Raw genomic sequence first — 14,982 nt, forward strand, 5'->3', positions numbered from 1 at the left:
CCACGCAGCCCTGCGGAGCGATAAGATGAGTCTTTATGACTCACTACCCGCGCATGAAGACGTGGTCGTGGTACCTCCCAGATGAGCCTCCCACCGGGGAGGTTTCTCTCACTGATACCACCGATTTTTCTCACCCCGGTGCCGCCACGTGGCGTCTGCTTTTTGCCCAGCGCCTTGGCGTCATCGGCATCTTCATCAGTGCCCTCATCAATGCCCCGCTGGGCGCGTTGGTCTCCGTCATCATCGGTCAGACCACCCAGTATGCTTTCTCTGATCCCTCCTGGCGCACGGTAGCCCTACCCATTGTGGTGACCGCGCTGATCCTCTACATCACCTATATCAGCGAGGCCACGACGGATGCCTTCACGGATCTCAGCCAGGCACGCACCACGCACACGTTGCGCCTCAACCTGCTGGACCGGCTCATGGAGGCCTCCACCGCCGGCCAGAGCCCCGGGCGGTTGCTCAACACGATGGATGAGGATTCGCATTACATCGGCCAGCTCAAGCAGATTCTCAACTTCCCTCTCATCATGGTGGGCTACCTGCTCGGGGCCGTCGTGAGCCTAGCGCCCATCTCCTGGACGGTCTCCGGGGTGCTCCTCCTTGGCGCGCTGGCCACCGCCCTGGCCTCGTGGGCCACGACGAAACCCCTAACCAAGGTTGCCGCCCGCCGCCGCCAATTGGAGAACACCGCTCTCTCCCTGGCCACGGACTTTGCGCAAGGATCCCGCGTGGTCAAGGGGCTTGGCGCGAGGGATATCGCACGCCAGCGCTTTTCCGATGCTGCCCAGGACTCGCTCACCGCCATGCTCACGGAGGCCAGGCGCGCTGCCGTGATGTCTTGGTTCCGCCAGATCGTGCCCGCATCCTTCGCCATAGGCCTGTTGGCGTGGACCTCGTGGGAGACCTTCGAGGGCCGTATCTCCCCCGGCGGCATGATGGCCATCACCATGCTCGTTCCACCCTCCCTGACTGCACTGGGCGTCTCCCTGGGCCTGCTCACGGAAAACTGGGCCCGGGCGCGCGCCTCCGTGGAGCGCGTCGGCGAGTTACTGAGCGATCTCTCCGCCAACGCCACTGGGTCTGTCGGCGCACCCATCGACGTGAAGCCCGGCCTGCACGTGTGGATGCCCACCACCGCCGCCGGGCGCAGCACCGTGGAGTCCTGGGTAGGTTATCTGAACGCCCAGGGCGCGCTGTGCCCACCGCATCGCATCTCCGTGCTCGAGGGCACTCTGCAGGACAACGTCGACCCCCTCCGCACGGCCAGCGCCGCGCAGCTTAGCGACGCCCTCCATGCCTCCGCCTGCGAGGACATCATCACCCGCCTCGGCGGGGTGGGCCCCAACGGTGAGCTACCCACCGCTCCCATCGGCGAGGCCGGACTCAACCTCTCCGGCGGCCAGCGCCAGCGCGTGGCCCTTGCCCGGGCGCTGGCCCGCGATCCCGAGGTCCTCGTGCTCGATAACCCCACGACGGGACTGGACTCGTTGACACTGGCGGACGTCGCCCAGCGCGTGCATGAGCTCCGCGCCGGCAAGGTCACCGTCGTCATCACCTCCGCCTCCACCTGGGCGGCCAACGCCGATGAGGTGCGGGAACTATGAGCCAACAAACCACCAACAAGGGCCGCGCCGATGCCCTCGCCCCCGCCTCTCCGAAGGAATGCCTGCGCTTTCTGAAAACCCTGCCCAGCGCCCCCACCAGGCGCGGCATCGCCCTTTTCTTCGCGCTCTTCACCGTCACGGTCATCATGATGAACCTGGTTTCCCAGGTCCTCGGCCGCGTCGTGGACATCATTCAGGGTATGGAATTGCCCGTCCTGGGCACTGGCCGCCGCGCCATGGTGGGCGCACTCATTATCATCGCCCTTGGCTTCCTCGTGGAGGTCACCGGCCGTGCGGTGGCCCGCTACCTCATCACTGCTACGACCCGCCGCCTCTCGGTGGATCTGCGCACCGCAGCCCTCGATTCCACCCTCGGCGCCCCCGTACCTGCCGTCATGGAGCTGGGCACCGGCAACATCATTACCCGCCTGTCCAAGGACATCGACACCGTGGTCATGGCCATGTCCATGATGGGTGAGCGCCTTGTTCTGACGCTCTTCATGCTGCCGCTCACCGCGCTCGCCATGGTGTTCATCCACCCCGCCTACGCCCTCCTTTTCCTCGTGGTGGGCCTGCTCCTCTACCCCTTCATCCGCGCCACCATGCGCGATATCCCCACCGTGGCCAACGAGGTTTCCTCGGTGGAGGCCTACCGCAACAATGTGCTGCTGGACACCATCCGCGCGCTGGAGACCCTCCGCCAGTTCTCCCTCAAGGACTGGGCACACACGCGCATGGAGCGCTACTCCTGGGACACGGTGCAGGCCTGGGGCGATAAGGTGCCACTCATCAACCGCGTCCTGGGGCAGGGCTCTCTGGCTTTCGGCGTTCTCTTGCTGGGCTCGGTGGCCATGTCCGTCCCCATGGTCATGGCCGGCTGGGTCACCCAGGGTCAGGCTGCCTCCGCGGTGCTCCTGGTCATGCGTTTGGAGGTCCACGTGTTCAACATCCTCTTCTTCGCCGGCGAAATCCAGCATTCCGTGACCTCCCTCGGCCGCGCCGTCGCCCTGGCCACTCTCGACGCCGCCGCCGGCGCAGAACGCCACAAGGACACTCCGCATCTCACCCACGCCCCCACCATCACCATGATGAACCTCTCCTACAACTACCCGGGTGGTGCGCCTGTGCTTCGCGACGTCTCCCTCACCCTCACCGCCGGCACCACCACCGCCCTGGTGGGCACCTCCGGCGCGGGTAAATCCACCCTGGCTTCCCTCGTCGCCGGACTGCAGTATCCCACCCAGGGAAGCATCTGCCTCGATGGCATCGACACGTCCACCGTTCCCAACACGTGGATCACCGAACACGTCGCGCTCATTACCCAAGACGTGCACCTCTTCTCCGGAACCCTGCGCAGCGATCTTCTGTTAGCCAAACCCGGCGCCAGCGATGAAGAACTGTGGGCAGCCCTGCATACCGTTGGCCTCACTGAGCATTCCCGCTGGCTCCCCAAAGGCTTGGACACCCTCATTGGCGCCGGCCACGAGGATCTCGGCGCTGAGGCCGAGCAACAGCTCTCCCTTGCCCGCATGATCCTGCGCCAGCCACCCGTCCTCATCATGGACGAGGCCACCTCAGAGGCCGGCTCGGAACATGCTGAGGTCCTCGAACACGCAGCTAAGGCCGTCACCGAGGGCCGCACCGCACTCGTCGTTGCCCACCGCTTGGACCAAGCCCGTGAGGCTGACCGCATCATTGTCATGGAACAGGGCCAGATTGTCGAGGACGGCACCCATGCCGACCTCATGGCGCTGGGCGGGCGCTATGCCAAGGCCTATGCCCAGTGGGAACGCGGGTAGCACCGACGCATCTGCGTTCGCGCTCTATCCTGGAATTCATGCACCTTCTCCCCCTGACTGAAGCTGACCGCACGTATCTCGCCCGCCTCAACTTCCTCACGGATACCTTCGGCGACGAGCACAAAGAGCTCACCCCGCAGTTTGAGGAAGATTTCGAGTACTACCTTTCCGGTTGGGATCCTTCACGCGGCGGCTTCATCGCCTGGGAAGGCCACGTGCCCGCCGGCGGGGTGTGGCTCAATTGGGGAACTCCTGAGCGCCACGGCTACGGCCACGTGGCTGACGGCATCCCCGAAATCGGCCTTGCCGTGGAGCCGCGTTTCCGCGGCCAAGGCGTGGGCACCGCGCTTATCGACGCCTCCACCAACCTCGCCCGCGAAATGGGTGCGCCGGGCATCTCACTGTCGGTGGCCACGGCCAATGAGCGTGCCCACCGCCTCTACCTGCACCTCGGCTTTGAGCCAGTAGGCGACAACGACGGTCACGTGGTGCTGGTCAAGCGCTTCCAATAGGCATGGCATAAACCCCTAGTTCGATTCCGCCTCTCCCCCGCTCAAAACACCACGAGCTCCCTCTCCGAAGAGAGGGAGCTTCCTTGTGGAGCATAGGAGAATCGAACTCCTGACCTTCTGCTTGCAAAGCAGATGCTCTACCAATTGAGCTAATGCCCCAGTGACTGTTGAGCATACTCCCGCGTGCATTCAACATGAAAATCACAAGGAAGCCCCCGCGGAATGAATGCACCATCAGTCACTTTAATTAACTATTTTTACTCTAGTTGCGTGTCGAAGCGACCTGGCAGGCGCGGTCAGCGGAACAATGAATCGTCTACTATTGCCTATTGCTGTTCTTGGAAGGCTGCCATGCGTCGATTCTTTGTCCGCTCCGCCACCGCCCTCGCACTAGCCGCGATTACTGCAGCGCCGATGAGCGCCCACGCCCAGGAACTGCCCACGGTTCCTCCGCTGCCGCGACCGCACGTGAACACGACGCAGATTCCGCAGCCCCAGCTCCCTGACCTCCAAGAAGAGGTCGTCCGCATGGAGCAGAACGTTTACAACGCCCTCCCGAAGGAGCTTCAGAACAATCCTGTCTTTGGCGGTTCCTCGAGACCCCAGGGCTCGCCTCAGAAACAGGACAAGGCACTCACCGCCAAGGATGCGCACAACCCGGCACCCCGGCGACAATCCGTTGCTGACGAGGCGTGCTCCAACTGCGTCGCTATCACCTACGACGATGGCCCTGGCAATCTCACCGGGCAGCTTTTGGACACGCTCAAGGCCAAGGATGCCCACGCTAGTTTCATGGTTCTAGCCCCCAATGCCTACGCTCACCCCGAGCTGCTTCGCCGCATGACGGCCGAGGGCCATACTGTGGGCAACCATACCGATTCGCACAGGGAGCTCACTACGTTGCCCTCAGAACAGGTCGACGCTGAAATCAAGTCCGGCGCAAACGCCATCAAGGCCGCTACCGGCCAGAACCCGAAGTGGCTGCGACCTCCCTACGGCGCTACTAACGGCACTGTCGACGCCGCAGCACGTGCTAACGGACAGGCCCAAGCACTGTGGTCAGTCGACACACTTGATTGGAAAGACCGCAACGCCGAACACGTCTGCACCGCCGCTGTCGACGGCGCGTTGCCGGGAAGCATAATTCTCATGCACGACATCCACCCCACCACTGTCGAAGCAAGCACCTGCATCATCGACGGTCTCCGCGCAAAGGGCCTTGAACCAGTCAACCTAGACCGCCTCATACCTCACACGGAAGCGGGACGCCACTATTCGAACCGCTAGGTAGCCACTCCTTCAAGCGCACGTTTACGGCTGCCACAAGCACCGCACCGAGTTAAAACAGACAGTGGGCTCCAAACCACTTTGGATGGAGCCCAATCATTGTCCTACTGCCACAAGAAAACAAGAAGAGCCCCGCCTAGTGGCGGGGCTCATCTACTGAGTTACTCCGTTAGGGGCGGAGCGACATCAGCAACCGGGGATTAGAACGGGAGCTTGATGTTCAGAGCCTTGGCGATTGCCGGGAAGGCAGCAGCAACTGCAGCCAGGACACCAGCAACGATGCCGAAGATGCCCAGAGTGGTCGGCTTGCCATCCTTGGAGGACAGCTTGTCCTTAACGGAGGACTTGTCGCCGCCCTTACCAGCGTTGCCGTCCTTGCCGTCCTTGCCGTTGTCGCCAGCGTTGCCGTCCTTGCCGTCCTTGCCGTTGTCGCCAGCGTTGCCGTCCTTGCCGTCCTTGCCGTTGTCGCCGCCGTTGGAGTTACCATTCTTCAGGTTCTCCAGAGCAGCGGCAATGCGGGCAGCGTTGTCGGCGTTCTGCTTAGCCAGCTTGGCCTGGTCGTCGCGGTTCTTTGCAGCAGCAGCGTCGTCGGAGATAGCCTTCTGAACACCGTTGTCAGCGTTCAGAACCTTCTTGTACTCCTCTTCCCAAGCCAGGTTGAAGTTGTTCGGGCCGAAGAGGCGCTTAGCAGCAGCGATCTTCATCTGCTTGTAGAAATCGGCCTCATCGTTCTGGTTGGAAGCACCGTCGAAGAAGACCTTATCCAGCGGCTCGGTGCAATCCTTCTGCTTGGTGTTGAACGGATCCTCACCCGGGGTTGCAACCTCATCACGGGAGTCACGCGGGCCACAGATACCAGGGCCGTCGATATTCTGCTTGTCACCATCGAAGTTGGCGTAGATCCTAGCAGCCTCGGCGGTTGCGGACTTGTATGCCTCGTAGTTCTCGTTGATGGCCTCGTTGACGTAGTTCGGGCCCTGGATCTTGCCGTCGTGGTCGTTGCCACCATTGCGGTCGACGTTTGCATCGTGCTGAATCAGGCGCTCGTAAGCCTGACGCAGGGTGAGCTGCTCACCGTTGATGACTACGGTGCCGTTCTCGCCAGACTCGTAGAGCTCGAGAACGCGAGCACCGATAGCGAACTCAGCCTCCATCGGACGCAGGACGTAAACCTGAGCCCAGGCGCGGTCCAGCAGGCCCTGGCGAACCAGAACGTCGGACTTCTGAGCCTCACGGGAAGCCTCGCGAGCAGCGTCGCGTGCCTCGTTAAGGGCAGCGGTGTCAGCCTTCAGCTGCTCGTAGAGCATCTCAGCGTCAGAGATAACGGTCTCGAGGTAGCCGATGTAGTCACGCGGGATGTAGTTGCCCGGGGTCTTATCAGCAGCGCGGTCGCCTGCGTAAGCGAGACGAAGCTTGTACTCCTCGATAGCCTTCTCGAACTTCTTGAGGTTTTCCTTCGGAGTCTTCTCGGTGCTCCAGAAGTTGTTCGGATCGATTTCCTTCAGGTCCGGGGCCTGAAGGTCCATGGTGCCCATCGGCTGGTCGTTGTCGTCCTTGATCTCGACCGACTGGCCGCCGTTTGCCTTAGCAAGGTATGCATTGGCCTTCTCGATGTCAGTCTTCAGGAGACCAGCATTCTTGTACTCGTCGGTCTCGTACTGGGAGCCCTTGTTACCCTGCGGGTTGTTGCCGCCGTTCTTAACGCCGGTGACGTTGGTCACGGTAACGTTGTAGTCGAAGGCCTTCTCTTCGTAGTTGTTCCAAGCAGCGTCAGCAGCCTTGTCCTTCTCCAGAGCGTAAGCAACGGAAGCACGTGCAGCCTGAACGTTCTTCTCAGCCTGTGCGAGCTGCTCAGTGGTGAGGTTAGCGAACTTCTGGAAGTCCTTGTACTCCTGCTCCTCGGAGATATCGACGCCGTCGCCAGCAAGTGCAGCAACCTTCGGGTACAGATCCTTGTACTGGTTGTAGCTCTGGATGAACTTGTCGGTGGAGTTGGTCATCTCAGCGAGCTGCTGCTCGGTGTAGTTCTCAGCCTTGGCGTCCTTAGCCTTGGATGCATCAGGCTCGTTGAACTCCGGACCCTGGATGGAGTTGACGTCGGTGTCCTCAGCGAAAGCCGGGACTGCAACACCGGAAACACCGGTGGCTACTGCGATTGCACCTGCGAGAGCGGCGGTGCGAACACGGTTCTTGAACATGTAATTCCCCTATGAGAGTTGAGGTCGGTCTGTGAAAATTATCTTTCGATAACCGTCGTGTAGGGCGACGCTAGCAAATGTTCTTTCAGAATGATCTTCACATTCTCAACAAGTAGTGCAGCTTTTGTCGCTGTTGGCAAGATTATCGGACTTTCGCGGGTCTTTCCAGTCAAACGCAACAACTTTTTAGAGTTTTTCCAACACTCGGACCGGCCTGACCGGTTTATTAGCAGGTAGATGACAGTGTTTTATACGTGAGGGACTGGTGAAACTATTTCGAACCTATGTGAAAGCTGTGAATGATTCTACCCCTATCCGGGGAATAATTACATGTATGTCATTCGGATGGGCCGTGAGGGTGCCCTCTTGGGACTGCCCCAAGATTTGTTGCTTTTCCAGAGATCTAATCCCTTGTCCACCACAGCGTCTGGTCGCTTTTTGTTGCATATCCCGGTCGCGCCTAGGGTTGAAATAAAGAAAGACGCCCAGCGTCCATCGCTGGGCGTCTTTAATTTTTAAGCTGTGGAGCATAGGAGAATCGAACTCCTGACCTTCTGCTTGCAAAGCAGATGCTCTACCAATTGAGCTAATGCCCCATTGTTCCGTGGTGGGCCTAGCTGGAATCGAACCAGCGACCTCATCGTTATCAGCGATGCGCTCTAACCGACTGAGCTATAGGCCCTGACCGGAACGAGTAGTAACTCTACATAGGACTGGCGATCTATTACAAATCGCCAGGTCAATCTATATTTTGTGGGTCGTTTTGGAATGTTAATGCATCGATCTCTTTGGCTACCGCTGCGCCTCGTCCTGGAGACGCACCTTGAACCCACCAAAGACATCGACGATGGCGTTATATATAACAGCCATGAGTGGTGCCAAGATGGTCATGAGGACAGCGATGATGGCGCCGAAGAGAGCCGCAGCAGAGACGACGAGGCCAAAGCTGACCTCAATGCCACCGCCTACGCTGCCGACCAAGCTATTGAGGGAATCCCAAATGCCAGCTTGATCGAGGCCCATGTAGAGCAGGCAAACTGCAATGATCCAGGCAACAAGCCCGACGAGTGACATGGCGAGGCCCACGCGGAAGGCCGACATCGGTGAAATCCGCGCTAGGTGAAGCTCTCGTCCGATCATGGCTTACTCCTCATCGGTCTTGTTGTCAGCGGCCGAATCCGTGTTGTCCTTGGACTCCTCGCCAAGCTTGAGGTGCTCAGGCTTGACGTCCTCAACGGACTTCTCACCCTTGGCTACTGCCTGGGCATCTTCCTCACCGTCGTCTTCAACGTTACGGTCGATAGCAAGCAACTCGACGTCATCGCCCAGGTTGACCAAGCGCACGCCCATGGTGGCGCGGGAGCTCGGGCGAATCTGGTTGACCTCGGTACGGACAACACCGCCGGCAGAGGTGATGGCAAAGATCTCGTCATCCTCGTCCACTGCGATGGCGGAGATGAGCTTGCCGCGCTTCGGGGTGTACTTGAAGGTCATGACACCCAGGCCGCCACGGCCCTGCGGGGTGTATTCCTCAATGGCTGTGCGCTTCCCGTAGCCGCCGGAGGTGGCTACAAGCAGGAACTGACCGTCATTGACCACGGACATGGACAGCAGCTGGTCATCACCGCGGAAGCGCATGCCCTTCACACCTGCCGTAGCGCGGCCCATCGGGCGCAGCTGGTCATCGTCCGCGGTGAAGCGGATGGCCTGGCCCTGCTCAGAGGTAAGCAGGATGTCATCGCCCTCATTGACAAGCTGTGCGCCAATGAGAGCATCACCCTCGTTGAGGTTGATGGCGATAAGACCGGCGGAACGTGCAGACTCGTAGTCGGTGAGGCGGGACTTCTTAACGCGTCCTTGCTTCGTGGCTAGGACGAGGTAAGGAGCATCCTCATAGGACTGAATCTGGATGACCTGTGCGATCTTCTCCTCCGGCTGGAATTCCAGCAGGTTTGCCACGTGCTGGCCGCGGGCGGTACGGCCGGCCTCTGGAAGCTCGTAAGCCTTGAGGCGATAGACACGGCCGAAGTTGGTGAAGAACAGGATCCAGTCGTGCGTGGAGCAGACGAAGAAGTTCTTGACAATGTCATCCTGCTTGAGCTCCGCACCACGCACGCCCTTGCCACCGCGCTTTTGTGCCTTGTAGGCATCCACCTTGGTGCGCTTGGCGTAGCCCGTAGCGGTGATAGTGACAACGACGTTCTCACGTGCGATGAGGTCCTCATCGGTGACGTCACCAGAAGAGGCGACGATCTGTGTGCGGCGCTCATCACCGTACTTCTCCACAATCTCTTCGAGCTCATCGTGGACAATCTGGCGCTGGCGCTCCTCGCGGGCAAGGATGTCCTTGAGGTCTGCGATGATCTCCTCGATCTCCGCCAACTCGTCAACGATCTTCTGGCGCTCCAGGGCAGCCAGGCGGCGCAGACGCATGGCCAGAATGGCGTCGGCTTGGATCTCGTCGACGTCGAGAAGCTGCATCAAGCCCTCACGGGCCTCCTCCACCGTCGGGGAACGGCGGATGAGTGCGATGACCTCATCGAGCATGTCAAGCGCCTTGACCAAACCACGCAAGATGTGGGCGCGCTTCTCGGCCTCATCGAGGCGGTACTGAGTACGGCGAACGATGACCTCAATCTGGTGGGCCACGTAGTAACTCAGCATTTGGTCCAGACGCAGCGTGCGCGGCACGCCATCGACAATGGAGAGCATGTTCGCGCCGAAGGAGGTCTGCAGCTGGGAGTGCTTGTACAGGTTGTTGAGAACAACGCGGGCCACAGCATCACGCTTCAGGGTGACAACGATGCGCATGCCCACGCGGTTAGAAGACTCATCCTCAATCTTGGCAATGCCGGCAATCTTGCCGTTAACCACAGACTCCGCGATGTTGGAGATCATGTTGTCCGGGTTGACCTGGTACGGCAGCTCGGTGATAACGATGGTCTGGCGGTTGCCCACCTCCTCAATGGAGGTCACACCGCGCATGCGGATGGAGCCGCGGCCGGTTGTGTAAGCATCTTTGATGCCCTGGTCACCGACAATAAGGCCAGCGGTGGGGAAATCCGGACCCTTAACGTACTTCATGCACGCCTCAAGAGCCTCTTCCTCACTAGCATTGGGGTTCTCCAGCAGCCAGTAAATGGCGTCCGCCAACTCGCCCAGGTTGTGCGGCGGAATGTTGGTGGCCATACCCACGGCAATACCGCCGGAACCGTTCATCAGCAGGTTCGGAACGCGGGAGGGTAGGATAACCGGCTCTTCGGTCTTACCATCGTAGTTCGGGGCGAAATCGACCGTGTTTTCACGAATATCGCGCACCATCTCCATGGCCAGAGGCGTCATGCGGCACTCGGTGTAACGCATAGCAGCAGGGCCGTCATTACCGCGGGAACCGAAGTTACCCTGGCCATCGACCAACGGGTAGCGCATGTTCCACGGCTGGGCCAAGCGCACCAGCGTGTCGTAGATGGCGGAGTCACCGTGCGGGTGGAACTGACCCATCGTGTCCGAAACCGGACGGGCAGACTTCACATAACCGCGATCCGGGCGGTAGCCGGAGTCAAACATGGCGTAGAGGATGCGGCGGTGTACTGGCTTGAGGCCATCACGAACCTCCGGCAGAGCACGGCCGACAATGACGGACATGGCGTAGTCGATATAGCTCGACTCCATCTCCTCATTGATGTCAATCGGATGAATACGATCAAAAAGATCGCCGTTGTTATCACTCATAACGCCTTATCCTACCGGCTATAACTCCCTGAGGCTGTGTATGGCGCGGGTTGTGCGCACGAGTGGTATCACTGCGGTATCATCTTGCTAGCATCGTAGGTATGGCAATGACTTTAAGGCTGACTCCAGAGCAGGATCACGCACTCACGCTGTTGGCTTCCGCGCAAGGAACCTCGAAACATGAGGCTGTGGTGCGGGCCGTTGTCGCTGCGGCATCGCGCACGCTGTCGGATGCTGCAGTACAAGACACCGCACGCAGGTTGCTTCCCGGCCGCTCGGAGCTGGAGGCAGAAATTCGTCAGGCACGTGGTCACGCATGAGCGTTGAGCACTTAGTGCTGATAGCTCGGGAATTTTGTCGGGTTTATCGAGTGCGCATTGTGTCCTTTGCGGCCCTTGCCGCGGCAGCGGGTGCTAGTACGGCGACGGTGGAAGGAATACGCATCCACGGGAGTCACCAGGATGCCGCCCGGTCGCTGGAGACCGTTTTACGAGCGGTTGCCGCCTTGAGCGGAAAGAATGAAGAATTCGCCCACTTTTGCGCGGAGGTCTATCTCTCTGTGGCAGAAGTTATGTAAGTTAAACATGATACAGAAGGGCACGACGACTGTTCCGTCTCGTTCCCTGGCGGTGGTTCTACTATGACCACCACCCAACCCCCTGCAGAAAGGAATTCCCTATGTCCATGAAGAAGCTTCTCGCCGCGGGAGTTATCGCCACCACCCTCGCGACTGCGGTCGCTCCGGTCGCTAGTGCTGAGACCACCAACCATGACTGGAAGAAGAACGTTAATCCTGACTTCCAGCAGGGCGAGGCCGGCTCCTCCCTGACTGGCTCCTCTCCTATTGACACCACTCTCATCATTGGTGGTTCCATTGCCGGTGCTGCCCTGCTTCTGAAGCTCATCACGGACAACGTTCCTGCCCTGCGTGCGCAGGTTGACGAATTCGCCGCACAGATTGGCCTAGCCGGTTCCTCCGGATCCTCTGAGGACAGCCGTCTCAACCAGGGTGGTCTTGATTTTGATCTTGAGCGCCTTGCCCGCACGAATGGTTTCCCGGAGATTGCTGACCAGCTCGCCGCGCTCAAGGCTAATTCCAGCGCGCCAGCACAGTAAGCTCAGGTATATGACAAACCTCACCCAGCTTCTCCAGTCCCCCACCCGCAATGCCGTGGTTGCGGACTTGTCCACAGCCGCCGATGAGGCCGTTTCTTCCCTCAGTGGCATTTCCGGAATGGCCTTCAAAGGCGCCTTGGCCGCCGCAAAGAAGGCAGATTCCAAGGTCCTCTCTAAAGGAATCAACCAGTTGCTCCCGGAGCTTCTCAATGCCCTAGATTCCTATTGGAAGGAATTCGAAGGTTCTGAGCAATCCGATTTTGGCACCTACCTGGATGGTCGCAGCTCTGAAATTACTGACACCATCATGGCCACTGCAGATGAATCCGCAAAGGACATTAAAACACCAGGCATCGCGCGCACCTATAAGTCACTGCGCGGCAAGGCTTCCTCCATCTTGGAGCCCAACGTTCCGACCATCGGCCGTGTCCTACAGCGCCACATGAGCACTGTATAGGCAATGACATAGGGTAATCAGACAAAAAGACCAGCTCCTCATCGCGAGGGCTGGTCTTTTCTCGTTTCTCTGTGCCTGTGCTTCGCTCTGTGCGTGTGCTGTGCTGGTGCCGTGCTGGTGCAGTTGCCGGCTTACACGTCGAGGAAGCGCACGTCCTTCGCACGACGGGTAATGAAGGAACGGCGAGCAGAAACGTCATCACCCATGAGGATGGAGAAGAGCTCGTCGGCACGCTGGGCGTCCTCAAGATCCACGCGGCGCAAAATACGGGTAGTCGGATCCAGGGTGGTCTCCCAGAGCTCGGAAGCGTTCATCTCACCGAGACCCTTATAGCGCTGGATGCCGTCATCCTTGTTGATCTTGCGGTTCTCAGCTAGGCCTTCTGCCAAAAGCTTGTCACGCTCGGTATCGGAGAAGGCATAACCTGGCTGGCCCTTAGCCCACTTGAGCTTGTACAGCGGCGGGTTAGCCAGGTAAACGTGACCATCCTCAACCAGCTGCGGCATGAAGCGGAAGAGCAGGGTGAGAAGCAGCGTTGCGATGTGCTGGCCGTCCACGTCGGCATCAGCCATGAGCACGATCTTGTCATAACGCAGCTTGGAAATATCAAACTCTTCGTGGATACCGGTACCCAACGCAGTGATGATGGCCTGAACCTCGGCGTTCTTGAGCACCTTGTCCATACGGGCCTTCTCCACGTTGAGGATCTTGCCTCGCAGCGGCAGGATGGCCTGGAACATGGAATCGCGGCCGCCCTTTGCGGAACCACCTGCGGAGTCACCCTCCACGATGTAGAGCTCAGAGAGCTTGGAGTCCTTGGAACGGCAATCCGCCAGCTTGCCGGGCAAACCACCGAGGTCACCGGCGGACTTACGGCGAACCAGCTCACGGGCCTTGCGCGCAGCGACGCGGGCATGCGCCGAAGAAACAGCCTTATTGATAATGACCTTGGCCTCAGCCGGGTTGGCATCAAACCAGTCATTGAGGTGCTCGTTGACTGCGCGCTGGACAAAGCCCTTGATCTCAGAGTTGCCGAGCTTGGTCTTGGTCTGGCCCTCGAACTGCGGGTCACCCACCTTGACGGAAATGACGGCAGCAAGACCCTCGCGGCAGTCATCACCGGAGAGGTTGCCATCCTTTTCCTTCAGGAGCTTGTGTTCCTTGGCATAGCGGTTCATCAGGGAGGTCAGCGCCGCACGGAAGCCCTCCTCGTGGGTACCACCTTCGTGGGTATTGATGGTGTTGGCGAAGGTGTGGACGGACTGCTTGTAGCCCTGGTTCCACTGCAGTGCGATTTCGACCTCATGATCCTCGCCCTTGACGTCAAAGCCAACGATGGTGGGGTGAATAGAGGACTTGTTGCGGTTGAGGTATTCAACGTAGTCCTGCAGACCGTTCGGGTAGTGGTAGGTTACTTCCTTCTTTTTCTTGGAAGCCTTCTTCTCACTGTCCTCCCCACTAGCATCCTTCTCATCCAGGGAGCTCAGGCTTACAGCTTCATCGCCGGCCTCTGCAATCTCATCGAGCTCGGCCTGCTCCTTGGAGATGGCGCGCTCATCACGCAGAACGATGGTCAGACCCTTGTTGAGGAAGGCCATCTCCTGGAGGCGACGGGCGATGGTGTCGTAGTCAAACTCGACGGTCTCAAAGATCTCCGGATCCGGCCAGAAACGGACGGTGGTACCGGTACCGCGGGCGTTGTCGCCCTCGACGAGATCGTCCGGGATGGCGTTGGTAAAGTTCTGGTACCAGTGCTTGCCATCACGCTTAATGTCCGCCTCAACGCGGGTGGACAATGCGTTGACCACGGAAATACCCACACCGTGAAGACCACCAGAGACCGCGTAGGACTCAGAGTCGAACTTGCCACCGGCGTGCAGCTGGGTCATGACCACCTGGACAGTCGGAACACCAGAAGCGTGCATCTCCACCGGGATACCACGGCCGTTATCGATGACCTCGACGCCGCCATCCTCCAAGAGAGTGACGATGACCTTGTCGGCGTAGCCGGCCATGGCCTCATCGACGGAGTTATCAACGATCTCCCAGATCAGGTGGTGCAGGCCGCGGGCACCGGTGGAACCGATGTACATGCCGGGGCGCTTACGGACGGCCTCAAGGCCCTCCAAAATCGTAATTGACCCCGCATCATATGCGTGTTGTTCAGCCACGGATTCGTGTTCTCCTTTTGGCTAGAGCTAAATCTAAGACTTCAATCATTCTACACTGTGTCCCCCCACGCAGAGACACTGCACGCCAGTGAGAGCGGCG

The 14,982-nt window shown here is 59.6% G+C and carries 11 protein-coding genes and 3 tRNA genes; 7 read left to right on the top strand and 7 right to left on the bottom strand.

What is annotated here, in order from left to right; all coding sequences use genetic code 11:
- The first annotated feature begins 35 nt into the window (after positions 1-35).
- The 3 genes from M5J09_RS07500 to M5J09_RS07510 are packed head-to-tail and all read left to right on the top strand — an operon-like array spanning position 36 to position 3,921.
- Complete coding sequence (locus tag M5J09_RS07500) at positions 36-1,610, top strand: ABC transporter ATP-binding protein (RefSeq protein WP_257157450.1); 1,575 nt, start codon at positions 36-38, stop codon at positions 1,608-1,610.
- On the top strand, positions 1,607-3,409 hold the full coding sequence (locus M5J09_RS07505) for an ABC transporter ATP-binding protein (RefSeq protein WP_257157451.1): 1,803 nt from the start codon (positions 1,607-1,609) through the stop codon (positions 3,407-3,409). The genes M5J09_RS07500 and M5J09_RS07505 overlap by 4 nt, the downstream gene beginning before the upstream one ends.
- Before the next feature lie 38 nt (positions 3,410-3,447).
- Positions 3,448-3,921, top strand: a complete 474-nt coding sequence (locus M5J09_RS07510) for a GNAT family N-acetyltransferase (protein ID WP_257157452.1) — start codon at positions 3,448-3,450, stop codon at positions 3,919-3,921.
- Positions 3,922-4,007: 86 nt separating this feature from the next.
- Here the strand turns inward: M5J09_RS07510 and M5J09_RS07515 are convergent.
- Positions 4,008-4,080 (bottom strand) — tRNA-Ala (locus M5J09_RS07515).
- A gap of 192 nt (positions 4,081-4,272) precedes the next feature.
- Between M5J09_RS07515 and M5J09_RS07520 the strand changes: the two genes are divergently transcribed.
- Positions 4,273-5,208 carry a polysaccharide deacetylase family protein gene (locus M5J09_RS07520; protein WP_257157453.1) on the top strand — a complete coding sequence of 312 codons (936 nt, stop codon included), beginning with the start codon at positions 4,273-4,275 and terminating at the stop codon, positions 5,206-5,208.
- A 200-nt stretch (positions 5,209-5,408) separates the two neighbouring features.
- On the opposite strand, the gene M5J09_RS07525 is transcribed toward M5J09_RS07520, so the two are convergent.
- The 5 genes from M5J09_RS07525 to gyrA all read right to left on the bottom strand — a co-directional run bounded on the left by M5J09_RS07525 (position 5,409) and on the right by gyrA (position 11,138).
- Positions 5,409-7,406 (bottom strand): hypothetical protein, encoded by a 1,998-nt coding sequence (locus M5J09_RS07525; RefSeq protein WP_257157454.1) that lies wholly within the window; start codon positions 7,404-7,406, stop codon positions 5,409-5,411.
- 523 nt (positions 7,407-7,929) lie between these two features.
- A tRNA-Ala gene (locus tag M5J09_RS07530) sits at positions 7,930-8,002 on the bottom strand.
- Positions 8,003-8,011: 9 nt separating this feature from the next.
- Positions 8,012-8,088, bottom strand: a tRNA-Ile gene (locus tag M5J09_RS07535).
- 110 nt (positions 8,089-8,198) lie between these two features.
- Entirely contained in the window at positions 8,199-8,546 is a 348-nt protein-coding gene (locus M5J09_RS07540) for a DUF3566 domain-containing protein (protein ID WP_144790637.1), read from the bottom strand.
- 3 nt (positions 8,547-8,549) lie between these two features.
- Entirely contained in the window at positions 8,550-11,138 is a 2,589-nt protein-coding gene (gene gyrA, locus M5J09_RS07545; protein WP_257157455.1) for a DNA gyrase subunit A, read from the bottom strand.
- A 101-nt stretch (positions 11,139-11,239) separates the two neighbouring features.
- Here gyrA and M5J09_RS07550 point away from each other — a divergent pair, with 101 nt between their 5' ends.
- From M5J09_RS07550 to M5J09_RS07560, 3 genes are all read left to right on the top strand, one after another.
- The gene (locus M5J09_RS07550) at positions 11,240-11,458 is read left to right on the top strand and encodes a CopG family transcriptional regulator (RefSeq protein ID WP_083280799.1); all 219 of its coding nucleotides are present in this window, start codon (positions 11,240-11,242) and stop codon (positions 11,456-11,458) included.
- 358 nt (positions 11,459-11,816) lie between these two features.
- Positions 11,817-12,254, top strand: coding sequence for a hypothetical protein (locus tag M5J09_RS07555; RefSeq protein ID WP_257157456.1), 438 nt, complete (start codon positions 11,817-11,819; stop codon positions 12,252-12,254).
- A 10-nt stretch (positions 12,255-12,264) separates the two neighbouring features.
- The gene (locus M5J09_RS07560) at positions 12,265-12,711 is read left to right on the top strand and encodes a DUF6918 family protein (RefSeq protein ID WP_257157457.1); all 447 of its coding nucleotides are present in this window, start codon (positions 12,265-12,267) and stop codon (positions 12,709-12,711) included.
- Positions 12,712-12,842: 131 nt separating this feature from the next.
- Here M5J09_RS07560 and gyrB read toward each other — a convergent pair whose 3' ends face one another.
- Entirely contained in the window at positions 12,843-14,882 is a 2,040-nt protein-coding gene (gyrB, locus tag M5J09_RS07565; RefSeq protein WP_144790627.1) for a DNA topoisomerase (ATP-hydrolyzing) subunit B, read from the bottom strand.
- Between the last annotated feature and the right edge of the window lie 100 nt (positions 14,883-14,982).

Origin of the sequence: Corynebacterium sp. BF-R-2, assembly GCF_024586525.1 — a bacterium.
In the GTDB taxonomy this organism is placed as follows: Bacteria; Actinomycetota; Actinomycetes; order Mycobacteriales; family Mycobacteriaceae; genus Corynebacterium; species Corynebacterium singulare.